Origin of the sequence: Planococcus ruber (assembly GCF_022819085.1) — a bacterium.
In the GTDB taxonomy this organism is placed as follows: Bacteria; Bacillota; Bacilli; order Bacillales_A; family Planococcaceae; genus Planococcus; species Planococcus ruber.
Genome location: NZ_JALHAG010000004.1, coordinates 577,164 through 599,537, shown reverse-complemented (window position 1 = coordinate 599,537; position 22,374 = coordinate 577,164). Strand labels below are relative to the sequence as shown.

Sequence of the window (22,374 nt, the reverse complement as noted above, 5' to 3'; positions counted from 1 at the left end):
ATGGAAATGAAAGAATTTGGCTTAAATGATGTAGTGGAAATGAAAAAAGGGCATCCTTGCGGGGCCAATGCTTGGAAAATCATTCGCATGGGCGCAGATATCCGCATTAAATGTGAAGGCTGCCAGCATAGCGTGATGATTCCGCGGGTCGAGTTCAATAAAAAAATGAAAAAGGTTTTAGTCAAAGCGGAAGTGCAGGAATAGGTTCTTTGGTTTTGATGAAGTTTTGAAGAATGGACAGATTCGTGTTTCATTTCTATAATGGAATGGTTGCATAAAAATAATTCGTTTGATATAGAGGAAAGGTCGTGAATCCTATGGCATTAACTGCAGGGATTGTAGGATTACCAAACGTGGGGAAATCCACATTATTTAACGCTATCACAAAAGCGGGGGCTGAAGCAGCCAACTATCCGTTTTGTACAATAGACCCGAACGTCGGAATCGTAGAAGTTCCGGACGAACGTTTAGACAAATTGACTGAATTAGTCGTACCGAAAAAAACCATCCCAACCGCATTCGAATTTACCGACATTGCCGGAATCGTTAAAGGCGCAAGCAAAGGGGAAGGACTTGGAAATAAATTCCTTTCGCATATTCGTGAAGTCGATGCCATTTGCCAAGTGGTCCGTTGCTTCGCTGACGAAAACGTGACGCACGTATCCGGAAAAGTAGATCCGGTTTCCGATATTGAAGTCATCAATTTGGAATTGATCCTGGCGGATATGGAAAGCATTGAAAAGCGCATTGCGCGTGCTGCAAAACTGGTCAAACAAAGGGACAAAGATGCGGTTGCAGAAGAGCCTGTATTGATGAAGCTGCGTGAAGCATTTGAAGCAGGGCAGATGGCGCGTTCTATCGACTTTACCGACGATGAATTGCAAATCGCGAAGAACTTGAACTTGCTGACGCTGAAGCCGATGCTTTATGTAGCCAACGTTTCTGAAGATGAAATCGCAGATGCAGAAGACAACGAATACGTTCAAAAAGTGCGTGAATACGCAGCAGAACAAAATTCTGAAGTGATCATCGTCTGTGCGAAAATCGAAGAAGAAATGGCTGAATTGGAAGATGAGGAAAAAGAAATGTTCCTGGAAGAGCTCGGCATCCAAGAGTCAGGGCTTGATCAATTGATCAAGGCTTCTTATAATTTGCTTGGACTGGCTACTTACTTCACAGCAGGCGTTCAGGAAGTGCGTGCATGGACCTTTAAAAAAGGAATGAAAGCACCGCAATGTGCGGGGATCATCCACTCGGACTTCGAACGCGGATTCATTCGCGCTGAAACAGTGGCATACGAAGATCTAGTCGAGTTAGGTTCGATGGCTTCAGCAAAAGAAGCAGGGAAAGTACGCCAAGAAGGCAAAGAGTATATCGTAAAAGACGGCGATGTAATGCTGTTCAGATTCAACGTTTAAAAAGTTAATTTCAACACCACTGATGAGAATATAAGGTCGCAGCAGCGATAAAAATAATAAAAACCGGATGCCTCAACCGCATCCGGCTTTTTTTCGGGGAGGCATATCAAAATGTTATTATTTGTATACGGAACATTGAAACAAGGCGGCAAGTATCATGCGTATTTGGAAGAAGCGAATTTAGTAGCCGAGCATGCATCAGCAAAAGGAGCGCTTTATGACACAGGACTTGGCTATCCAGCCCTTAGTTTAGCTGAAAACGATGAGGTGGCAGGAGAAGTCTACGATATTCCGGACGTCTTGTGGCCGGCCCTCGACTTTTTAGAGGATTGTGTGGGCGAAGAAAGCGATCTTTACGAGAAAAAGGCGATAGCTGTCCAGACGGAAAACGGGACGCTAGAGGCGGTCGTCTACGAGGCAAAACAAAAGGATTTATTGAAAACAAAGATTTCTTCAGGCAACTGGGAAATCGCATACGCATAACAAAAGCCCTGAGTGATTCACTCGGGGCTTTCGTTTATCGGCTTGCTGTCATAAAGGTGAAGGCGCGGAAGTTCCGGATCGTCCAGCACCCAAATATCTTTCTTTTCTTTCAGAAGTTCACGGTACATGATGAAATCGCCGGCCGCTCCGGCAGCCAGCATGGCGCCAAGCAGCACCAGGATTTGGCTCTCGATCCAAAAGCCGATAAGGGTCGGAAGGACAGCGGTCGTCCAAAAGGGCAGCAGCAGCGCTTTTCTCATGGCCGAACTGGGCAGCGGGGTGCTGGTCGTGGCATAGGCAATGCCCAATTTTAAATTGAGCCCGTATTTTAAAGAAGCGAACGAGACTTTTCCAAAGAGCAGAAAACCGATTAAATGAAAAAGTTCATGCAGCACAATCAAAAGGGCATAGCCGATGATGAAATAAAGAATAGCGGAAAGAGAAAAACCAAAAGACAGAGGTTCCGCGAAAAAATGAAAAGCAGCGGCAAAAACAGCCAACAGCAAAATATTGATCCATAACAGTTTAGGGGCAATCTCTTCCAAATTGATGTCGATAACGCGAGAAGGTTCCATTTGACCACTTCCTTTATTATTTTCTAACTCCACTATAGCTTATGGGAATGCGAAAACACACTTGCAGAAGCAATGGCTGTGTGATACAATACAGTGATGTGAGTAATATTATGAATTGCTTGCTCCTTGCCCGCTGGAAACAGCAGGGCCCAAGTCCATGAGGAGGTGAAAACACGATGAGAGAATACGAATTAATGTATATCATTCAGCCTGCAATTGAAGAGGAAGCGAAAAAAGCTCTAGTTGAGCGTTTTAACGACATCCTTACTTCTAACGGTGCTGAAATCATCGAGTCGAAAGAGTGGGGTAAACGTCGTTTAGCTTACGAAATCAACGATTTGCGTGAAGGTTTCTACCATATCGTAAAAGTAAACGCTGGTTCTGAAGCTATCAACGAATACACACGTCTTGCGAACATTAACGAAGACATTATCCGTCATATCGCGATCAACAAAGAAGCGTAAGCGGTAAACCTGTAAATATTGACTAAAAGGGGGTTGAATTCTGATGATTAACCGAGTTGTTTTAGTCGGAAGACTGACAAAAGATCCTGACCTTCGCTATACGCCAAGCGGAGCGGCAGTCGCTCGCTTTACACTGGCTGTAAACCGGACGTTCTCCAATGCGCAAGGTGAGAAGGAAACGGATTTTATCAATTGTACGGTTTGGCGCAAGCAAGCTGAAAACACGGCAAACTTCCTGAAAAAAGGAAGCCTCGCTGGTGTAGAAGGCCGCATTCAAACTGGCAGCTACGAGGGACAAGACGGAAAACGCGTTTACACGACTGAAGTAGTAGCAGACAGTGTTCAATTCCTTGAACCTAAAAATTCTGGTGCTGGTGCAGATCGTTCACAAGGGCAGCCATCTTATCAGCAGAACCAATCGCCAAGTCAACAAAACCATACCCGTGTAGACCAAGACCCATTCTCAAGCGGCAGCGGCCCGATCGAAGTATCGGATGACGATTTGCCATTCTAAGAACGGCTTGAACTGACGGACACAAATTTAGTATAAAGGAGGTAATTCGATATGGCACCACGTCGCGGAGGCAAAAAACGCAAAAAGGTTTGTTATTTCACTTCAAACAACATTACGTACATCGACTATAAAGATACTGACCTATTGAAGAAATTCATTTCTGAAAGAGGAAAAATCTTGCCACGTCGTGTTACAGGCACAAGCGCTAAATGGCAACGCAAGTTGACAATCGCTATCAAACGCGCTCGTATCATGGCACTTCTACCGTTTGTTGCGGAAGAAAAATAAATAAGAAAAGCGGAAGCACCTGATCAGGTGTTGGAGTGTGGACAAAACATTCTCCTTTTAAGCTATTTTCATATGATGAGAAAGGCCGGGAAACCGGCCTTTTTTTATTTGGCGATTTCTCGTCTCATCAAGTAGACTCTTCTTTCCATCCTCTTCCGCTTCTTTGGAAGAGGCGTTTTTTGTTCCTGCACTTCAATCATGTTACAATTACAAGGATGAAATAAACCCGAAAGAAGGGGACAACCACTCGAATGCAGAATCAACAAACAAGACAACTTACACAGGGTGCCATGATGGCCGCAGTCTTTACCGTGCTGCTGGCGATTTCTGTTTATGTGCCTCTTTTACAGATTGTCAGTTCGCTATTTCTGGCGCTGCCAATCGCTTGGTATAGTGCAAAATACGGCGGCAAAGCTTCTGCGCTTTTCTCAGCCGTCTGCCTGATTTTGACGTTTATCGTCGGCGGGCTCCTGTCGCTGCCGCTAGCACTGATCCATATCCCGCTCGGCTTGGTCATCGGTTTGTCCATTTTCAACCGAAAAAGCAAGCTTTTTATGTTTATGGGAGCAAGCATTGTCCTTTTGATATCGATCATCGTGCAATATGTCGCATCCATTGCGCTGCTCGGGATCAATATCTTAGAAGAAGCGATGACCGAGATGAAAAATTCATTTGAGCAGACGAGTGCTTTAATGGAAAGTATCGGCACGTTGCCGGAGGATTACAATGAAAACGTGATTCAGTTTTTGCTGGCGATGGAAACCTTAATGCCAACGTGGTTGGTATTGGGCGTATTTATAGGGACATGGGTCCTGTTTCTCCTCCTGCTGCCGGTTTTGAAGCGGCTTGGAACTGAAGTTCCGGCATTTCCGCCTTTCCGGGAGTTGAAATTGCCAAAATCGGTCCTATGGTATTACTTAATCGTTATCGTGGTTTCCGCATTCAGCGAATTCCAGCCGGGAACCATGCCTTATATGGTATTGATGAATGCCACTGTTATGCTTCAATTCCTGCTGTTCCTGCAAGGGATATCGTTCTACCATTTCTACATCAAGCAGGAAGGCTGGCCAAAATGGGTAACGGTCATCGTGACCATTTTAGCCATTCCGCTGCAATCATTTACGAGCATCGTTGGAATCGTGGACCTTGGATTTGATATCCGGGGCTGGGTGAAGCGGGCACACGAGTTTAAAGGAAAATAAGGAGCTGAAGAGAATGTCGGCTTTTTTTAGGAAAAGAAAACTTCGATATCCGCTTATAGCGCTGCTGATCCTTGGGATCGCAGCCGCAATTCTGATTTCACTTTGGTCGGAATGGGCAGCAGGAGGATTTGTCCTGCTTTTTGCGGCAGCATTTGCCGCTGCCTGGATGACAGAAAAAAGAGTGTACGAAGAAACGGAAAAGCATATCGAAACGCTATCTTACCGCGTCAAAAAAGTGGGCGAAGAAGCGCTGCTGGAAATGCCGATCGGGATTTTGCTCGTCAATGAAAATTTTGATATTGAATGGGCCAATCCCTATATGACAACTGAATTGGAATACGACACCTTAATTGGTGAATCGATTTATACGTTATCGGATGAATTCCATACGATGATAAAATCAGAAGAAGCGAAAGAAACCATCATTACGCTGGGCGAACGGAAATACCGGGTCTATTATAAAGCGGATGACCGCTTGTTCTATTTATTCGACATCACCGAACAAGTGGAAATCGAAACGCTCTATTATGCCGATCGGACGGTTCTTGGAATTCTCTTTATCGACAACTACGATGAATTGTCCCAAGGGATGGATGACCAGACGCGAAGCAATTTGAACAGCCTGGTCACATCGCTGATCAATGAATGGGGCGCCGACCACGGAATTTTCGTGAAGCGCATTTCTTCGGACCGGTTTATGGCCGTGTTCAACGAATCCATTCTAAAAGAGCTGGAGCTGTCGAAATTCGCGATTCTGGACAATATCCGGGAAGTGACGTCGAAAGATAATTTGGCGTTGACTTTGAGCATTGGAGTCGGTGCGGGATCGGCTTCCTTAGTGGAGCTTGGCAGCATGGCACAATCCGGGCTTGATCTGGTACTAGGGCGCGGCGGCGACCAAGTGGCGATCAAGCACCCAAGCGGAAAAGTGAAATTTTATGGCGGCAAGACCAACCCTGTTGAAAAACGCACGCGGGTGCGGGCGCGCGTCATTTCCCATGCACTTCGCGATTTGATGCAGGAAAGCGACCAGGTCTTTGTCATGGGCCATAAAATGCCGGATATGGATGCCATCGGGGCGGCAGTCGGCGTTGCGAAAATGGCTGCGATGAATAAAGTCCAGGGACGCATCGTTCTGGATTTCAATGAGTACGACCGCAGCGTGATGCGCTTGATGGAAGAAATTGAACAGGATCCGGATCTGTTCGACCGCTTTATCACACCGGAAGAAGCGCTTGCCGATATGACGGACAATTCGCTGCTCGTCATCGTCGATACGCACAAACCTTCGATGGTCATTGATGAGCGGCTGCTCCAGCGCATGGAGCGGATTGTTTTGATCGACCACCATCGCCGCGGCGAGGAATTCATCACCAATACGATGCTCGTCTATATGGAGCCATATGCGTCTTCGACGGCGGAACTGGTGACCGAATTGATCGAGTATCAGCCGAAATATGAAAAACTGTCGATGCTTGAAGCGACGGCCATGCTTGCCGGCATCATCGTCGACACGAAAAGTTTTACGCTCCGTACCGGGGCGAGAACCTTCGAAGCGGCCTCGTATTTGCGCTCGAATGGTGCGGATACGGTGCTGGTCCAGCGTTTACTAAAAGAAGACCTGGACACATACGTGGAACGTGCGAAAATCGTCCAGACCGTCGAGTTTGTCGGAGACGGCATCGCGATTGCGAAAGGCGAACCGGGCCGCATCTACAGCCCGGTGCTGATTGCCCAGACTGCGGACATCCTGCTGACCATGAAAGACGTCAATGCGTCGTTCGTGGTTGCGGAAAGAAGCGAAGGCGGCATTGGCATTTCGGCGCGCTCCCTTGGAGAAGTAAACGTGCAGATCGTCATGGAGAATATGGGAGGCGGCGGGCATTTAACGAATGCGGCGACGCAAATCCCCGGCTCGACGATCGAAGAGGCGGTTGCCCAATTAAAAGAAGTCATTACCGAACAATTTGAAGGAGGCACAACGGAATGAAAGTGATATTCTTGAAAGACGTTAAAGGAAAAGGCAAAAAAGGCGAGATCAAAAATGTGGCGGATGGCTACGCACATAACTTTTTATTGAAAAACAACTTAGCGAAAGAAGCCGACCAGGCAGCAATCAGCCAATTGGCCGGCCAGAAGAAAAAAGAAGAAAAAGAAGCAGAAAAAGAATTGCAGGAAGCAAAAGAGCTGAAAGCAAAACTTGAAAACCTGACCGTCGAATTAAAAGCGAAATCAGGGGAAGGCGGCCGTTTATTCGGTTCGATTACAACGAAGCAAGTGGCAACAGAACTTGAGAAGAAACATGGCATCAAAGTGGATAAGCGCAAAATGGAATTAGATGATGCAATCCGTGCACTTGGCTATACGAACGTGCCTGTAAAATTGCACCACGACGTCACAGCTACTCTTAAAGTCCATGTAACAGAAGAAGCGTAAGGTGATGAACCGATGAACGAAACACTGGATCGCGTCCCTCCGCATAACCATGAAGCCGAGCAATCGGTTATTGGGGCCATCTTTTTAGAACCGCAATCGCTGATCACGGTGGCAGAAATTGTCATGCCGGAAGATTTTTACCGCATTGCCCATCAAAAGATTTTCCAGACGATGCTGACCTTGTCAGACCACGGGAAAGCGATTGATGTCGTGACCGTGACGGAAGAATTATCGGTCAAGAAAGAACTGGAAGACGTTGGCGGATTGTCGTATTTGACGGAAATCGCCAACGCGGTTCCGACAGCGGCAAACGTGGCGCATTACGCCCATATCGTCGAAGAAAAGTCGCTGCTGCGGCGCTTGATACGGGTGGCGACTTCGATTGTGGAAGACGGGTTTACACGCGAAGATGAAGTGGAAGCCTTGCTGTCGGAAGCTGAGAAAAAGATGATGGAAGTGTCGAACCGCAAGAACGCGGGCGACTTTATCCACATCAAAGATGTACTCGTAAAAACGTATGATAATATCGAATTGCTCCATACCCGAAAAGGCGACGTTACAGGCATTCCTACCGGCTTCCGGGACTTGGATAAGGTAACAGCAGGGTTCCAGCGAAACGACTTGATTATCGTGGCTGCACGGCCTTCAGTCGGTAAGACGGCATTTGCCTTGAATGTGGCCCAGAACGTAGCAACAAAAACCGATGAGAACGTCGCGATCTTCAGCCTCGAGATGGGTGCTGAGCAGCTGGTCATGCGTATGCTTTGTGCAGAAGGAAACATCGATGCGCAAATTATGCGGACGGGTGCGCTGCAGAACGAAGACTGGCGCAAACTCACCATGGCAATGGGAAGCTTGTCGAACGCCGGAATCTTTATCGATGACACGCCGGGAATCCGGGTCAACGATATCCGCGCCAAATGCCGCCGTTTGAAACAGGAATACGGCCTTGGCATGATCATGATCGATTACCTTCAGCTGATCCAGGGCCCCGGCAAATCAGGAGAAAACCGGCAGCAGGAAGTATCGGATATTTCCCGCTCGCTGAAAGGCTTGGCGCGTGAACTGGAAGTTCCGGTTATCGCCTTGTCCCAGCTGTCGCGGGGCGTTGAGCAGCGGCAAGACAAACGTCCGATGATGTCCGATTTGCGGGAATCCGGAAGTATTGAGCAGGATGCCGATATCGTTTCCTTCCTTTACCGGGAAGATTATTACGATAAAGAAACCGAAGACCAGAACATGATTGAAATCATCATTGCCAAACAGCGTAACGGCCCGACCGGTACAGTGAAATTGGCATTTGTGAAAGAATACAATAAATTCGTGACCATTGACTGGAGCCAGCACGAAGGCGGTCCGGATTTCTAGAAAAAAGCGAACGATAGATGAGTAATTTCGTCTATTGTTCGTTTTTCTTTGGGATTTTATTGACGAAAGGGCATTTCACTGCTACAATGGAGACTGTTTGAGATAGGGCAGAGGCCTAACGGAGGTGCGGACAATGACATCAGTCGTAGTAGTAGGAACGCAATGGGGAGACGAAGGAAAAGGGAAAATCACAGATTTTCTATCTGAGCACGCAGAAGTGATTGCGCGTTACCAAGGCGGAAACAATGCTGGACATACCATCATTTTCGGCGGCGAAACGTATAAATTGCATTTGATTCCATCGGGGATCTTTTATAAAGACAAAATTTCAGTGATCGGCAACGGAATGGTTGTAGACCCGAAAGCGTTGGTAAAAGAGCTGAAAGCTTTGCATGAACGCGGCGTCACAACTGAAAATCTGCGCATTTCCAATCGCGCGCACGTGATCTTGCCTTACCACATCAAGCAAGACGAAGTGGAAGAAGCGCGCCGCGGAGCGAATAAAATCGGAACAACTGGCAAAGGCATCGGACCTGCTTATATGGACAAAGCAGCACGTGTCGGTATCCGCATGGCGGATCTTTTAGACCATGTCGTGTTCGAAGAAAAATTGCGCATGAACTTGAATGAGAAAAACCGGATGTTCGAGAAATTCTACGAAACTGAAGGATTTACAGTAGAAGAAATTCTGGAAGAATACTACGAATATGGCCAGGAAATTGCCAAATACGTAACCGATACGTCGAAAGTATTGAATGATGCCATCGATGACGGCCGACGCGTTCTTTTCGAAGGCGCTCAAGGCGTGATGCTCGATATCGACCAAGGAACTTATCCGTTTGTTACTTCTTCCAACCCGGTAGCGGGCGGTGTAACCATCGGAGCAGGCGTTGGACCGACTACGATCCAGCACGTCATTGGCGTATGCAAAGCCTATACGTCACGCGTTGGAGACGGCCCGTTCCCGACTGAACTCTTTGATGAAGTCGGACAGCAGATCCGCGAAGTCGGCAAAGAATACGGTACCACTACAGGCCGTCCGCGCCGCATCGGCTGGTTCGACAGCGTAGTCGTACGCCACGCACGCCGCGTCAGCGGGTTAACGGATTTGACGGTCAACTCAATCGACGTATTGACGGGCCTTGAAACGGTGAAAATCTGTACAGCGTACCGCTATAAAGGCGAATTGATCACGGAATATCCGGCGAACTTGCGCATGCTTGCAGATTGCGAACCGGTTTACGAAGAACTGCCAGGCTGGTCAGAAGACGTAACGAAATGCAAATCACTGGATGAACTTCCGGCCAATGCCCGCCACTATTTGGAGCGCATTGCCCAGTTGACAGGGGTACAGATTTCGATTTTCTCCGTCGGACCCGACCGCAACCAGACAAATATCGTTACAAGCGTTTGGCGCTAAGAAACGGCAACGCCTGTTAAGTAAAAAATAGGATAAAAGAGTTGAAGTGGATCTCCATTTCAACTCTTTTTTGCGTTTTTTTGTTATTTTAACAAAATGTACACATTTATCGAGGTTGGACAGGGCTCCTATGTAACATTTATGACAATAAAACATCATTTCGACAAAAAATATTAGAAAATATTTCTAATAACGCGGGAAAAGCGTGAAAAAATACATAAAAATAGCCAGTAATTAGAATTTATTGCCAAGAATGCGACAGCTGTTTTACAAAAAGGCAATTGGTGTTATTTCAAAATAAGAATGTGCTAGAGTGGTAAAAGCTTCGAAAAAGAGCGGAAACCATACAGGAATTTATACAGATAAAAGCAGGAGGAAAACCGATACAATGAAAGAAATAAAGAAAGCCGGCCAATCGATCAAATTGAAATGGGCGGCTGCATCTATTTTGTTAGTGACAGGCTTTGGGATTACTACCGTTTCAGCAAAACCGATTGAAGAATCCGGGCTAGAACCCGTTTACCATATTTATAACAATGGCGAATACTTAGGTGCTGTCAGCGACAGCGCATCGCTGAAAACCGCAGCAGCAGAGCGAATCGACCATATACAAACGTCTTATGAAGAACTAGATCTCCAGGTGGACCGTGGCGTGAAGGTAATCGAGGAGAAAGTCTTCGCTTCGCCTATTTCAAGGGTTGGCGAAGCATTCGACCGGGTAGCGGCAGCGTTGCCAATCAAAGCAGCTGCTTTCAGGCTGGCTGCAGGCGATGAGACGGCAGTGTATGTGAAAGACCGGGAAGCTTACAATGAAACCATCAAGCAAGTGAAGCTGGCATTTGCATCGCCCGAGGAGTTGGCGGAATGGGAAGAGCGGATGGAGACAGGGAAAGCACCTGCAGAAATCGGAGTCGGCGAAAGCCGGCTAACGGATTTAGCTATTGCCGAGAAAATTTCCGGCGCTTCCCAGCAAGTCGATCCTTCGGAAGTAATGACGGTGGACCAAGCCGTGAGCTACTTGCTGAAAGGTGAACGGTTCCACCGAGCGGCAAATGGGGAATCTGCCCAAATGATCGCGGAGAAATTTGATGTGACCGTAGAAGATTTGAAGGAAATGAATCCGAAGCTGAATTTGGCTGCGTTTGACTCCGGCACTTCCATAAAGATTGCTGAAGAAGGGCCGAAAGTGACCGTGTACGTTCAACGTGAAGAAAAAACGGCAAAAGCCATTCCGAATAAAACCGTCACGAAAAAAGACAAGCATGTGCTGGTCGGCGAGAAAAAAGTGAAAGAAAAAGGCGCGGCCGGGGAAAAGCAATTAACCTATGCAATCCGGGAAGAAAACGGCAAGAGGACCGGGCGTACATTGGCAGCAGAAGCTGTGGCGAAAGAGCCGGTTGACCGGATCGTCCTCGAAGGCACAAAGCCATTGCCGAGTGTCGGGACCGGAAAATTTGCTTGGCCAGCTGAAGGCGGCTATATCTCAAGCGGCAGAGGCGAACGGTGGGGCCGTCTGCATAATGGCATCGACATAGCCCGCCCGGACGGACTGGCGATCAAAAGTGCCGACCACGGTGTAGTAAAAGCAGCCGGAGCGGCCGGAACTTTTGGCAACCGCGTCGTAGTAGACCATAAAAACGGCTATGAGACCATCTATGCGCATCTTTCATCCATCGATGTCAAAGTGGGCGAAAAAGTCCCGAAAGGCAAAAAGCTGGGCGTCATGGGCTCGACCGGACGTTCTACAGGCCTCCATTTGCATTTTGAAGTTTCTTATAAAGGCGTCACCAAAAACCCGTTAAATTATATTAAATGAACGTTTCAATCGATCCACCCCGGTGGATCGATTTTTATTGTTTTATGGGAGTTTCCAAATTAGCGGAAATACAGCCAGCATTATTTCCCGGGGAATACCGGAGAGGGAGTCATAGATGCGAAACCTCTTCAACAATGATAAAGTAAAGGGTAGAAAAGAATGTACAGCGAAGGAAATTCCATCGAAAGCTGGAATAAAAAGGGGAGAAAAACTGATGAGTAAAACGATTTTGGTTGTAGACGATGAGAAGCCGATTGCAGACATCCTGCAGTTTAATTTGAAAAAGGAAGGCTTCAATGTCGTTTGTGCGTATGACGGGGATGAAGCTGTCAAGATTGCAGAAGAAATTCAGCCGGATTTGATGCTGTTGGATATCATGCTGCCGAACCGCGACGGCATGGAAGTATGCCGGGAAATCCGCAAGAAATTCGATTTTCCGATCATTATGCTGACGGCGAAAGACTCGGAAATTGATAAAGTGCTCGGGCTTGAACTGGGAGCGGATGATTATGTCACAAAGCCGTTCTCTACCCGTGAATTGATTGCGCGCGTAAAAGCGAATTTGCGCCGCCAGAATGTTACGCCTGCAGACGAAGAAGGGCCAAGCTCAAACGATATCGAGGTAGGTTCTTTGACGATTCAGCCGGACGCTTATTTGGTTCAGAAGCGCGATGAAACAATTGAATTGACGCACCGCGAGTTTGAATTGCTGCATTACCTCGGAAAGCATATTGGCCAAGTGATGACCCGCGAGCATTTATTGCAGACGGTATGGGGCTATGACTATTTTGGCGATGTCCGCACCGTCGATGTGACGATTCGCCGCCTTCGTGAAAAAATTGAAGACAACCCAAGCCACCCGGCCTGGATCGTCACCCGCAGAGGAGTCGGTTATTACTTGCGGAATCCTGAACAGGAGTAGGTTGAATGCACAAGGTAGGATTTTTTAAATCGATTCACGTGAAATTTGTGCTGATCTATATTCTGCTCATTTTACTTGCGATGCAGATTATCGGCTTGTATTTCGCGCAGCAACTGGAAGAGACATTGAGCAAAAACTTTAAGGACTCCATCGAAGACCGTATGAACATTGTGGAGTTCAGTGTCCGGGAAGAAATGATCAAGGTCCGGTCAGAAGAAGATTTAACGCTGGAACAAAGCTTGTATTCCGTCCTGTACGGATTCCAGTCGGAGGATATTGACGAAATTCGGGTCATCGATTCGAGCTATCGGATCTTGGCCTCTTCAGCGATTGAAAATCAATCCTTGGTAGGGCAGCGCTCGACCGATGAATTGGTCATGCAGTCGATTGTCGGCGAAACGCCGCTCGACCGGACGAAAATCAATCGCCAATCCGAACGGCGCATCTGGATCCGGACGCTGCCGATTATGACAGCAGGCGGCGAAGTGCTTGGCACTTTATATATGGAAGCGGATATTGAAAACGTCTATGAACAAATGAACGAAATCAACTCCATCCTGGCCGTCGGAACCGCTATTTCGATGGCGATCACGGCAATCCTCGGTGTCCTAGTGGCGCAGACGATCTCAAAACCGATTTCCGATATGAGAAGGCAGGCCCAGGCAATGGCAAAAGGCAATTTCTCACGGAAAGTCCGCGTTTACGGAGAAGATGAAATCGGCCAGCTGGCCCGTGCTTTTAATAATTTGACGAACCGGCTGCAGGAATCGCAGCAATCGACAGAAAGTGAACGTAGAAAATTGGCATCGGTCCTGTCGAATATGACAGACGGCGTGTTGTCGACTGACAGAAGAGGGCGTGTCATCCTGATTAACGATCCAGCCCTTCGCCTGCTCAATGTTTCACGTGAAACGGTCATTAACCGGCCGATTACGTCGGTTTTAAACTTGGAATCTGAATATACATTTGAAGATTTGATCCATATCAAAGAAGCGATTACGCTTGATTTCAGCACGTATGAAGAAAGCACGCTGCTCCGGACAAGCTTCTCGGTCATCCAAAAAGAAACGGGCTTTGTCAACGGGGTTATCGCAGTTTTGCATGACAATACCGAGCAGGAGAAAATCGATATGGAACGCCGCGAATTTGTGGCGAACGTGTCGCATGAATTGCGGACACCGCTTACGACGATGAGAAGCTACTTGGAAGCACTGGCAGACGGTGCGTGGGAAGATCCAGATTTGGCTCCGAATTTCTTGAACGTCACCCAAACGGAAACCGAGCGGATGATTCGGCTTGTCAACGATTTGCTGAAACTCTCGAAAATGGATTCCAATGAAACGGAATTGAACAAAGAAATGGTTGAGTTCAACGTATTCTTTAACCGCATCATTGACCGTTTTGAAATGTCGAAATCTCAAAACGTCCATTTTGAACGCCAATTGCCGAAAGAACAGTATTTCGTGGAGATCGATCCCGATAAACTCACCCAAGTAATCGACAATATCATCTCCAACGCATTGAAATATTCGCCTGAAGGCGGAAAAGTCCGTTTTGACATGATGGAGCAAGATGGATACATCATGATCCGCATCAGCGACCAGGGAATGGGTATTCCGAAAGAAAATATCGATAAGATTTTCGACCGGTTCTATCGAGTCGACCGCGCGCGTTCCCGGGAAATGGGCGGCACAGGCCTTGGCCTTGCGATTTCAAAAGAGATGATCAATGCGCACGGCGGCGTAATCTGGGCGGAAAGCCAATATGGCAGAGGGACGACGATTTATTTCACCTTGCCTTATGAACTTGATGATGGAGATGAATGGGAATGAAATACATTGAACAAATCAAATCCATTGCCTTAGCCTTATTAATTTTCCTGAGTTTAGCCCTGACTTTTACCATTTGGACGTTTACCCCGACACTTGAAACAATTGAGACGACTTCGGCTGTTGAAGTGGAGTTGGGCGAAAAGAAAATTGTGGATCAAGTGATCCAGCCAACCAATGTGCTTTATCAGTTCAGTGATGAAAACATCACTGGCACCAGCGAGCAGGAGCAAATCACGCTTCTGCTGAGCGAGATGGAGCAATGGCAAATCCATGATTTAGCGGTTGTGGTGGAAGATGCGCCGCTTGAAACATTGAGAGCCTATCTTCATGGGACAAACCGGGCCGTCCTCTACTATCCGGCACCGGTGCCATTTCCCGTCTATGATGACATGATGGATATCACGGACAAGACCATTCCGGAAGCGTCTTTTGACCGGGTCGTCATTGATTGGGGCAATATGAATGCTAATAACTTTAACCTGTATTTTGTGAACAGCAAGTCGAAACGAATTTATACCGGAAGCGTATCAGCCATTCAGTTGGAACGGTTCGAATCGACGATTGTCCAGCGCGCGTTTGAGTACGCTCCTTATGTGACAAATGAAAACATTGGAGAATTGCCGATTTACATCCAAAGAGATGCCAAAGATGTAACGACTTACCGCTATTTGCAAGAAGATATCCCGCCGCAGCGGTTTGTCGACGGCCTGTTTGAAAACCCGGGCAGCGTCCAATCAACCGGCGCCATCACCAATAAAGAGTACAGCGACGAGTCGGATGCGATCATGGGCGTCGAAGATACAAATAAGAGCATTACGTATGTCCAGCCAAAAGCGGAAACGTCCGATCCCGCGATTCCGTCCGATTTGATTTTTAAAACGGTGGATTTCATCAACAGCCACAGCGGATGGACGAATGATTACCGCTATTTCAATATGGTGCCACTGAACCAGCAGATCGAATACCGCCTGTTTGTCGACGGGGCGCCGGTCTTTGGGCCGCTTGCCACCGATTTAAAGCTGAATTGGGGCATTGATTCGGAAGTGGAGCAGATTTTCCGCTACGAACGGCCATTTTATATCCTGGAATCCTGGGGAGAAACCGGCACGACGAAGATGGAGGCCGGCGAATCCATTTTGAAGGCGTTCAACCATTTGGATGAAAAGGATTTAGCGACCATTACGGACATCGTACCCGGCTATGAACTAAGACGTGATGACCGGGAGCCCGAGCGGCTATTGAGCTTAGAGCCGGCTTGGTATTTCAAAGCCGACGGCAAATGGCATCACCTTTCAAAAGAAATGCTGGGAGGTGGCAAATTTGGATTGGAGTAAAACGAAATCCATCTTTATCATCGTCTTTGCCATTTTGAACATCTTTTTATATTCGCTGTATTTGGAACGGTATAACGCCGGCCAGCGATTGGAAGAGCTGACGATTCCATCGATTGATGAAAAGCTGGAACTGGAGAATATCACCTACGATGAGCTGCCGGAAAATGTGGAAAACCAAGCCTATTTGACCGGCAAGAAGAAATTATTTGTAGCGAATGACGTTCCGGGTGTAGACTTACAGATGAACACGACAAATGAAAATGCGTTAATCGTGACATTCGATGAACCGCTGCCACTCAGCGGAGACCCGAGTGAAGAAGTTTTGACCGAATTTGTGGAAGAAACCATCTATGCGGGGGACGATTACGTCTTCTGGAAAATGGATGAAGAAGAGCAAGAAGCGGTCTTTTTCCAAGAGTTGAACGGGAAGCCGTTGTTTTACAGCGACAATGGGCTGCTGACGCTGCATTTTAATAAAGATGCGAAAGTCACTCATTATGAACAGACCTTATTTGAAAATGTGGAAGAAGCGGAGCTGCAGAAGAAAGTGATTCCGCCGCTTCAAGCGATCCACACCCTTTATCAGCGACAAGTTTTAAAGCCGGATACGCATATTGATTCGGCAGCGCTTGGCTACACGGAATATGTCACGGTTTCCGAAAACACAGTGATGTTTTTGCCGACTTGGCGCATTCGGGCTACGCTTTCAGATGGCAGCAAAGATGAATATTTTGTCAATGCCATCAAAGACGGTGTAGTGGAAGTCAAGAAAGATGAGATTGAGCTCGAAGAATAAGGAGTTTTTATTATGCGTTTTAGTGTGTTAGCAAGCGGCTCAAGCGGCAATGCTATCTATATAGAAAACGATCAGCATTCATTTCTTGTGGATGCGGGGTTGAGCGGGCGGAAAATGGAAGAGCTTTTCGCTTCGATCGGCAAAAGCATGAGCAACCTGGACGGCATCTTGGTGACGCATGAACACAGCGACCACATCAAGGGCCTCGGGATTGTTGCCAGAAAGCATAAAGTGCCGATCTACGCGAACGCCAAAACATGGGAAGCCATGGACGGCTTGGTCGGTGCGATTCCGGTGGAGCAGCGATTCCATTTTGATATGGAAACGGTGAAAACCTTCGGTTCGATTGATATCGAATCGTTTGCAGTGTCCCACGATGCGGCGGATCCGATGTTCTACGTATTCCACGAAAACGGCCGGAAATTGGCGTTGATCACCGACACCGGCTATGTCAGCGACCGCATGAAAGGCATTATTCAGGCATCGGATGCGTTTGTCTTTGAAAGCAACCACGATGTCGGGATGCTGCAAATGGGCCGTTACCCGTGGTCAGTCAAACGGCGCATCCTGAGCGATGTCGGCCACGTATCGAACGAAGATGCCGCTGTGGCGATGAGTGAAGTGATGGCGGAAAAACCGACGCGCATTTACTTGTCCCACCTGAGCAAAGACAATAATATGAAAGACCTCGCACGGATGAGCGTTGAACAGACCTTGCAGTCAAAAGGCATCATCGTCGGCGAATATGTAGACCTGCTCCACACGGATGCGAATATCCCAACCGAGTTAGTGATTGTATAATTGGGAGAGCCGGAAGCTTTGATGCTTCCGGCTTTTTTTAGTTTGGAGCGTATTTTGTCGGCAATGGGGCGTATTTTGGGTATTACTGTGCGTATTTCCAGCGTTATCGAGCGTATTTTGAATTCAACTGGAGCATGATCAAATCCAGGTTGCTGCAGCTTTGCATTGTCCGTTTCGGATTCTTAAACTAAGGTTATATAAAGAGTAGTTGAAGAGAGAAAGAGAGGATGAACGCCATGGGATACTATAATAGCCCACAGAAGCCGAGCCGTGCTGGAACGTTCCTTGCAGGAGTAGCAGGTGTCGCGGTCGGTGCGCTTCTTGTGTGGCTTTTGTTTTATTCAGTGCCCGGTTTAGCGCCTGGCAATAAGGAAGAATCGGCGAACACGTCGGAAGCGGTAAAGACAAACAGCTCTACAGAACAGTCGTCAACAGCAGTGGAAATTACGACAGATGTCACGAAAGCCGTGGAAGAAGTGGCGGATGCGGTGGTCGGGATTACGAATCTACAAGCGGGATCTGATTTCTGGTCGCAGACGCCAGGACAGGAACAAGCCGTCGGAACAGGTTCAGGCGTCATTTATAAAAATGAAGGCGGGACCGCTTATGTGGTGACGAACCATCACGTGATTGAAGGAGCCAACGGAATTGAAGTCACGCTTTCGGATGGCTCGAAAGTGGAAGCGAATTTGGTCGGAAGTGATATTTGGACCGATTTGGCGGTGCTTGAAATGGACGGCGCCAATGTGCCGGATGTAGCTGAATTTGGTGATTCGGACGTCTTGAAGCAGGGCGAAACCGTTATTGCCATCGGAAATCCACTCGGCCTTGATTTTTCGGGATCGGTGACGACAGGCGTCGTTTCCGGAACGGATCGTGCGGTTCCGGTGGATTTGGACGGGGACGGCCAGGAAGACTGGCAAGCTGAAGTTCTTCAAACCGATGCAGCGATCAATCCAGGAAATAGCGGCGGCGCGCTCGTGAATTTAGCCGGCCAGCTTATCGGCATCAACTCGATGAAAATTGCCACTTCTGCTGTAGAAGGGATCGGTTTTGCCATTCCGATCAATTCCGCGCGCCCGGTGATTGAGTCGCTGGAGGCGAATGGGGAAATGGTGCGTCCTGCAATGGGTGTTACCTTGCTCGATTTGGCGCAAGTGCCAAGGACTTACCGCGCTGAAACGTTGAAACTGCCGGAAGATGTGACGGAAGGCGTCGTGGTGAATTCCGTTGTGGCAGGATCGGCTGCTGCCAAAGCGGGAATGGAGCAATTTGACGTCATTGTCGAAATGGACGGAGAAGCGGTCGGCGACATTATCGAACTCCGCAAACATTTATACAATGAAAAGAAAATCGGCGATACGTTGGCCGTCAAAGCTTACCGCAACGGAGAGCTCATGGATTTTGAATTGGAGCTTGTGGATAACTCCGCATTATAATTTTTGAAAGAAGCTGTTTTCGCAACAGCTTCTTTTTTGTGTGTGGCAGGAATTCAATCCTCCATACCGAATAAAACACGGTAACACATTAAATTTTTGGAGGGATTCCATGTTTGCAAGCATTGATGAATTTTTGCGGGAATGGCAGCCGGAAGCGGAAGGCACTCAGAAGGTTTTGGATAATTTAACAGATGCGTCGCTCGCCCAGCAAGTCACAGCGGACCACCGGACACTGGGACGGCTTGCGTGGCATTTGACGACGACTTTTGATGAAATGGTAGCTGGGCATACGGGTCTGGAGTTTGAAGCGGCTAAATTCGGAGAACCGGTTCCGGCAACAGCTAAGGAAATTGCGGATGCGTACCGACGCACGAATGAATCGATGATCGGAGCCATTCGCGACCAGTGGACAGACGAAACCTTAACCGAAGAACGGGATATGTATGGTGAGATGTGGACGATTGAAACGGTCCTGAAAGTCCTCTTTACCCATCAAATTCATCATCGGGCGCAGATGACGGTGTTAATGCGGCAAGCAGGTTTGGAAGTTCCCGGATTATACGGTCCGTCAAAAGAGGAATGGACGGCGATGGGCGGGCAACCGCCAGAAATTTAATAAAGTTTTAGGAAGCCATCTTTCATTTTTAACCGGAAGATGGTTTTTTTAAGGATAAAATTTTGTAATACTATTGTAATCTTTGTAAAGAGTTTTAATGAAAATGCTCTGCATCGTTCGGGAAAGCATAAAAATAACATGTGGATAACTTTTTTAGAAAAGCCAATCTATTCACAATCAACAGGCATTTAAAACCCCGGCTTTCAGTAACCGTTTTCTTCTGGTAAAATAGCTTGTGGATAAACGTGAACGAATTGTGCATAACTGTGTGGAATATTCGGAAATTAAAGGAGGCGGAAAATATGGAGATCAAATCATGCAAAACCCACGTGGAGCATGCGTTGGACATGTTTGTAGCGGAAACAAAAAGTTATCCTATTCTTACAGAATTATCAGATGACAAAAAGTTATCCACAAAGTGTGACTACTGTGAAGAGGCTGCTACGTATCTTGTGGCGAACGGATGAGCGGACACAAGATATAGGAAATACTGTGGATATGTGTATAACTTCTGTTAATAAGTTGTTTGTAAAGATCGTGTAAAGGGGGATAAGTTGTGAATATCTCAATTGTCAGTGTAGGAAAGCTAAAAGAGAAATACTTGAAATCGGGAATTGAAGAATACACAAAGCGGCTGGGAAGCTACGCAAAAGTCAATGAAGTGGAAGTGGCGGATGAAAAAGCGCCGGAACAATTGAGCGAAGCGGATATGGAAATCGTTAAAAAGAAGGAAGGCGAACGGATCCTGGCGAAAATTTCACCGGATGCCTATGTCATCGCTTTAGCTATCGATGGCAAGATGAAAACATCCGAACAGCTCGCCAAAGACATCGAATCGCTGATGACTTACGGCCGCAGCAAAATCGTCTTCGTCATCGGCGGATCTCTCGGGCTGCATGACGAAGTGTTGAAGCGAGCGGATGAGAAGCTGTCGTTTTCGAAGATGACCTTTCCGCACCAGCTGATGAAGCTGATTCTGGTGGAGCAGGTGTATCGTGCTTTCCGGATTATGAAGGGTGAACCGTATCATAAATAGGAAGAAGCATGGCTTTAGAAAATTTAAACTAAGCAAAGAAGAGGCATTAAAGAAATTTAATGTTTCTTTTTTATTGAAGTCCAGCTACTAAATACAAATACAAATAGATATATTTCATCGAAATGTAAATTTTTGTTATAATGAAAGTGAATTATTAGCAAAAAGAAACTTTAATTAATCCATAAATGAGAAAGGCGTGGTTTAAATGAATCAACTGCTTCAAATGGGGGCAAACACCGCTTTGAATTCTCCAAAAGGCAATGTTGCGGTGAGCTACGAAGTTTCTGATGCAATAGATATTTCCTTAACGGCTTTTCTCTTAACAGATTCAGAAAAGGTACAGGGAGACACTGGAATTATATTTTATAACCAGCCAGAGAGCTCTTCCGGAGCAGCCACACTTAGGCCTTCCGCGAAAATTGGGAATACAAAAGTACATAACATCGATTTTGATTTGAGTAAAGTCCCTCCAGGTATTACTAAAATAGCTGTTACGCTTACAGAGGACAATAACACGGGTTTTTCAAATGTAAAAAATTTAAAGGCAGAGATACGCAGTGGTGATAGTAGCATCCAGTTAACCCCTGCTAATTTCTCAAAGGAAAATGGGATCGTCGTATTGGAGTTGTACTTAAGGAATGGCCAAACAAAGGCCAAATCAATCTGGCGTGGATTTGATTCTGGTCTTGAAGGGCTATGCAAGAATTACGGAGTGGAAGTTGAGCCGGTGGAGCCGATAAAGCCTTCAGAGCCAAAAGAGCCTGCGAAACTCTTTGCAGAACCCAAAAATAAAAGCAGCCAGAATCCATTTTCATCGATAAATCTTGAAAAAGTAAAAGGCAAGGTAAATCTTGATAAAGGCCAAAAGCCGATTATAATTGATAAAACACCGGAGATTACAGCTACAGTATCTTGGAAAACGGGGACAGACTACGATATATATGCGTTAGTTTACACAAAGAATGGCAAGCAGGTGGATGTTGCTATGTTCGGGGCGGCGGGAACCCCGCCTCTCAGCCGGTTTGGCAACGGCGCAGTGGAACATATGGGGGATATCGGGCGAGACAGCAGCTCAGTTAAGAAAGAGATTATTAAAATAAGATTGACGAATGATATTCTCGCAGTGGTTCCTGTGGTTTATTCGGCCCAGTCAAATGGGACAGGCTCATTCTACAGATATAAGGTATCTATGAGTATAGATAACCACAACGGGACTTCTGTTACCATCTCCTCCAAAAACGCAAATAATAATGACAGAATTTATACTTGTGTGCCGGGAATTCTTCAAAATACTGAAGACGGGGTGATGATCAGTCCAATAGAGCTGTACAGTAAGCCGAACTCGGAATATAGACCTAAACTTAAGAAGGGCTCTTCAAATATAGTAGAAGTTATGATGGATGAAGGACCAAAAAACGACTATAAGTAAACAAGGGTATGATTAAATCTTGTACTAGAATCCACTGTAATCGAGGAGAATACGGTTAAAAGAAGGTTACTGATCAAACCATGATAATTGTGAACTCGCGCTGTCTTTGTTCGGCTTAAAATCGAATTAAGCAAGGACAGATGCGTTCTGTGAAGAGCTAATAGACTTATTTAGTAAAGCAACTT

Annotated in this window: 23 protein-coding genes; 22 read left to right on the top strand and 1 reads right to left on the bottom strand. The window is 46.8% G+C overall.

Features of this window, described 5'->3' with window-relative positions; genetic code table 11:
* The 3 genes from MTR82_RS10930 (at position 1) to MTR82_RS10920 (ending at position 1,901) form a co-directional block, all read left to right on the top strand.
* Positions 1-204, top strand: coding sequence for a DUF951 domain-containing protein (locus MTR82_RS10930; protein ID WP_052649567.1), 204 nt, complete (start codon positions 1-3; stop codon positions 202-204).
* A gap of 113 nt (positions 205-317) precedes the next feature.
* Positions 318-1,418 carry a redox-regulated ATPase YchF gene (ychF, locus tag MTR82_RS10925; RefSeq protein WP_246809067.1) on the top strand — a complete coding sequence of 367 codons (1,101 nt, stop codon included), beginning with the start codon at positions 318-320 and terminating at the stop codon, positions 1,416-1,418.
* Between the two features lie 111 nt (positions 1,419-1,529).
* Entirely contained in the window at positions 1,530-1,901 is a 372-nt protein-coding gene (locus MTR82_RS10920; RefSeq protein ID WP_246809040.1) for a gamma-glutamylcyclotransferase family protein, read from the top strand.
* 17 nt (positions 1,902-1,918) lie between these two features.
* On the opposite strand, the gene MTR82_RS10915 is transcribed toward MTR82_RS10920, so the two are convergent.
* Positions 1,919-2,476, bottom strand: a complete 558-nt coding sequence (locus MTR82_RS10915; RefSeq protein ID WP_246809039.1) for a DUF3267 domain-containing protein — start codon at positions 2,474-2,476, stop codon at positions 1,919-1,921.
* A 176-nt stretch (positions 2,477-2,652) separates the two neighbouring features.
* Here MTR82_RS10915 and rpsF point away from each other — a divergent pair, with 176 nt between their 5' ends.
* From rpsF to MTR82_RS10820, 19 genes are all read left to right on the top strand, one after another.
* Positions 2,653-2,940: a 30S ribosomal protein S6 gene (gene rpsF / locus MTR82_RS10910; protein WP_052649570.1), complete on the top strand. Its 288-nt coding sequence runs from the start codon at positions 2,653-2,655 to the stop codon at positions 2,938-2,940.
* Positions 2,941-2,983: 43 nt separating this feature from the next.
* Positions 2,984-3,454 (top strand): single-stranded DNA-binding protein, encoded by a 471-nt coding sequence (gene ssb / locus MTR82_RS10905; RefSeq protein ID WP_052649571.1) that lies wholly within the window; start codon positions 2,984-2,986, stop codon positions 3,452-3,454.
* A 51-nt stretch (positions 3,455-3,505) separates the two neighbouring features.
* On the top strand, positions 3,506-3,742 hold the full coding sequence (gene rpsR / locus MTR82_RS10900; protein WP_052649572.1) for a 30S ribosomal protein S18: 237 nt from the start codon (positions 3,506-3,508) through the stop codon (positions 3,740-3,742).
* A 251-nt stretch (positions 3,743-3,993) separates the two neighbouring features.
* Complete coding sequence (locus MTR82_RS10895) at positions 3,994-4,944, top strand: YybS family protein (RefSeq protein WP_246809038.1); 951 nt, start codon at positions 3,994-3,996, stop codon at positions 4,942-4,944.
* Between the two features lie 13 nt (positions 4,945-4,957).
* Positions 4,958-6,934 carry a DHH family phosphoesterase gene (locus tag MTR82_RS10890; RefSeq protein WP_246809037.1) on the top strand — a complete coding sequence of 659 codons (1,977 nt, stop codon included), beginning with the start codon at positions 4,958-4,960 and terminating at the stop codon, positions 6,932-6,934.
* A complete protein-coding gene (gene rplI / locus MTR82_RS10885; protein ID WP_052649575.1) occupies positions 6,931-7,380 on the top strand; it encodes a 50S ribosomal protein L9 in 450 nt (149 codons plus the stop codon). The genes MTR82_RS10890 and rplI overlap by 4 nt, the downstream gene beginning before the upstream one ends.
* A 12-nt stretch (positions 7,381-7,392) precedes the next feature.
* Entirely contained in the window at positions 7,393-8,748 is a 1,356-nt protein-coding gene (dnaB, locus tag MTR82_RS10880; protein ID WP_052649576.1) for a replicative DNA helicase, read from the top strand.
* A gap of 133 nt (positions 8,749-8,881) precedes the next feature.
* Positions 8,882-10,168, top strand: a complete 1,287-nt coding sequence (locus MTR82_RS10875) for an adenylosuccinate synthase (RefSeq protein ID WP_052649577.1) — start codon at positions 8,882-8,884, stop codon at positions 10,166-10,168.
* A gap of 388 nt (positions 10,169-10,556) precedes the next feature.
* On the top strand, positions 10,557-11,984 hold the full coding sequence (locus MTR82_RS10870) for a LysM peptidoglycan-binding domain-containing M23 family metallopeptidase (protein WP_246809036.1): 1,428 nt from the start codon (positions 10,557-10,559) through the stop codon (positions 11,982-11,984).
* A gap of 214 nt (positions 11,985-12,198) precedes the next feature.
* The gene (yycF, locus tag MTR82_RS10865) at positions 12,199-12,906 is read left to right on the top strand and encodes a response regulator YycF (RefSeq protein WP_052649579.1); all 708 of its coding nucleotides are present in this window, start codon (positions 12,199-12,201) and stop codon (positions 12,904-12,906) included.
* A gap of 5 nt (positions 12,907-12,911) precedes the next feature.
* Positions 12,912-14,738, top strand: a complete 1,827-nt coding sequence (walK, locus tag MTR82_RS10860) for a cell wall metabolism sensor histidine kinase WalK (RefSeq protein WP_052649580.1) — start codon at positions 12,912-12,914, stop codon at positions 14,736-14,738.
* On the top strand, positions 14,735-16,072 hold the full coding sequence (locus MTR82_RS10855) for a YycH family regulatory protein (RefSeq protein WP_246809035.1): 1,338 nt from the start codon (positions 14,735-14,737) through the stop codon (positions 16,070-16,072). Before walK ends, MTR82_RS10855 begins: the two co-directional genes overlap by 4 nt.
* Positions 16,059-16,868 (top strand): two-component system regulatory protein YycI, encoded by an 810-nt coding sequence (locus tag MTR82_RS10850; protein ID WP_246809034.1) that lies wholly within the window; start codon positions 16,059-16,061, stop codon positions 16,866-16,868. The genes MTR82_RS10855 and MTR82_RS10850 overlap by 14 nt, the downstream gene beginning before the upstream one ends.
* Before the next feature lie 12 nt (positions 16,869-16,880).
* Positions 16,881-17,669: an MBL fold metallo-hydrolase gene (locus MTR82_RS10845; RefSeq protein WP_052649583.1), complete on the top strand. Its 789-nt coding sequence runs from the start codon at positions 16,881-16,883 to the stop codon at positions 17,667-17,669.
* Between the two features lie 236 nt (positions 17,670-17,905).
* Complete coding sequence (locus MTR82_RS10840; RefSeq protein ID WP_246809033.1) at positions 17,906-19,108, top strand: S1C family serine protease; 1,203 nt, start codon at positions 17,906-17,908, stop codon at positions 19,106-19,108.
* Positions 19,109-19,217: 109 nt separating this feature from the next.
* Complete coding sequence (locus tag MTR82_RS10835) at positions 19,218-19,724, top strand: DinB family protein (RefSeq protein ID WP_246809032.1); 507 nt, start codon at positions 19,218-19,220, stop codon at positions 19,722-19,724.
* A gap of 302 nt (positions 19,725-20,026) precedes the next feature.
* On the top strand, positions 20,027-20,191 hold the full coding sequence (locus tag MTR82_RS10830) for a CxxH/CxxC protein (protein WP_246809031.1): 165 nt from the start codon (positions 20,027-20,029) through the stop codon (positions 20,189-20,191).
* Positions 20,192-20,280: 89 nt separating this feature from the next.
* Complete coding sequence (gene rlmH, locus MTR82_RS10825; RefSeq protein WP_246809030.1) at positions 20,281-20,760, top strand: 23S rRNA (pseudouridine(1915)-N(3))-methyltransferase RlmH; 480 nt, start codon at positions 20,281-20,283, stop codon at positions 20,758-20,760.
* Between the two features lie 205 nt (positions 20,761-20,965).
* Positions 20,966-22,189, top strand: coding sequence for a TerD family protein (locus MTR82_RS10820; RefSeq protein ID WP_246809029.1), 1,224 nt, complete (start codon positions 20,966-20,968; stop codon positions 22,187-22,189).
* The last annotated feature ends 185 nt before the right edge of the window (positions 22,190-22,374 follow it).

What these genes read in the sequence shown, in the direction of transcription:
- MTR82_RS10930 (WP_052649567.1), top strand. Translation starts at nt 1, where the DNA reads ATGGAAATGAAAGAATTTGGCTTAAATGATGTAGTGGAAATGAAAAAA.
- ychF (WP_246809067.1), top strand. Translation starts at nt 318, where the DNA reads ATGGCATTAACTGCAGGGATTGTAGGATTACCAAACGTGGGGAAATCC.
- MTR82_RS10920 (WP_246809040.1), top strand. Translation starts at nt 1,530, where the DNA reads ATGTTATTATTTGTATACGGAACATTGAAACAAGGCGGCAAGTATCAT.
- MTR82_RS10915 (WP_246809039.1), bottom strand. Translation starts at nt 2,476, where the DNA reads ATGGAACCTTCTCGCGTTATCGACATCAATTTGGAAGAGATTGCCCCT.
- rpsF (WP_052649570.1), top strand. Translation starts at nt 2,653, where the DNA reads ATGAGAGAATACGAATTAATGTATATCATTCAGCCTGCAATTGAAGAG.
- ssb (WP_052649571.1), top strand. Translation starts at nt 2,984, where the DNA reads ATGATTAACCGAGTTGTTTTAGTCGGAAGACTGACAAAAGATCCTGAC.
- rpsR (WP_052649572.1), top strand. Translation starts at nt 3,506, where the DNA reads ATGGCACCACGTCGCGGAGGCAAAAAACGCAAAAAGGTTTGTTATTTC.
- MTR82_RS10895 (WP_246809038.1), top strand. Translation starts at nt 3,994, where the DNA reads ATGCAGAATCAACAAACAAGACAACTTACACAGGGTGCCATGATGGCC.
- MTR82_RS10890 (WP_246809037.1), top strand. Translation starts at nt 4,958, where the DNA reads ATGTCGGCTTTTTTTAGGAAAAGAAAACTTCGATATCCGCTTATAGCG.
- rplI (WP_052649575.1), top strand. Translation starts at nt 6,931, where the DNA reads ATGAAAGTGATATTCTTGAAAGACGTTAAAGGAAAAGGCAAAAAAGGC.
- dnaB (WP_052649576.1), top strand. Translation starts at nt 7,393, where the DNA reads ATGAACGAAACACTGGATCGCGTCCCTCCGCATAACCATGAAGCCGAG.
- MTR82_RS10875 (WP_052649577.1), top strand. Translation starts at nt 8,882, where the DNA reads ATGACATCAGTCGTAGTAGTAGGAACGCAATGGGGAGACGAAGGAAAA.
- MTR82_RS10870 (WP_246809036.1), top strand. Translation starts at nt 10,557, where the DNA reads ATGAAAGAAATAAAGAAAGCCGGCCAATCGATCAAATTGAAATGGGCG.
- yycF (WP_052649579.1), top strand. Translation starts at nt 12,199, where the DNA reads ATGAGTAAAACGATTTTGGTTGTAGACGATGAGAAGCCGATTGCAGAC.
- walK (WP_052649580.1), top strand. Translation starts at nt 12,912, where the DNA reads ATGCACAAGGTAGGATTTTTTAAATCGATTCACGTGAAATTTGTGCTG.
- MTR82_RS10855 (WP_246809035.1), top strand. Translation starts at nt 14,735, where the DNA reads ATGAAATACATTGAACAAATCAAATCCATTGCCTTAGCCTTATTAATT.
- MTR82_RS10845 (WP_052649583.1), top strand. Translation starts at nt 16,881, where the DNA reads ATGCGTTTTAGTGTGTTAGCAAGCGGCTCAAGCGGCAATGCTATCTAT.
- MTR82_RS10840 (WP_246809033.1), top strand. Translation starts at nt 17,906, where the DNA reads ATGGGATACTATAATAGCCCACAGAAGCCGAGCCGTGCTGGAACGTTC.
- MTR82_RS10835 (WP_246809032.1), top strand. Translation starts at nt 19,218, where the DNA reads ATGTTTGCAAGCATTGATGAATTTTTGCGGGAATGGCAGCCGGAAGCG.
- MTR82_RS10830 (WP_246809031.1), top strand. Translation starts at nt 20,027, where the DNA reads ATGGAGATCAAATCATGCAAAACCCACGTGGAGCATGCGTTGGACATG.
- MTR82_RS10820 (WP_246809029.1), top strand. Translation starts at nt 20,966, where the DNA reads ATGAATCAACTGCTTCAAATGGGGGCAAACACCGCTTTGAATTCTCCA.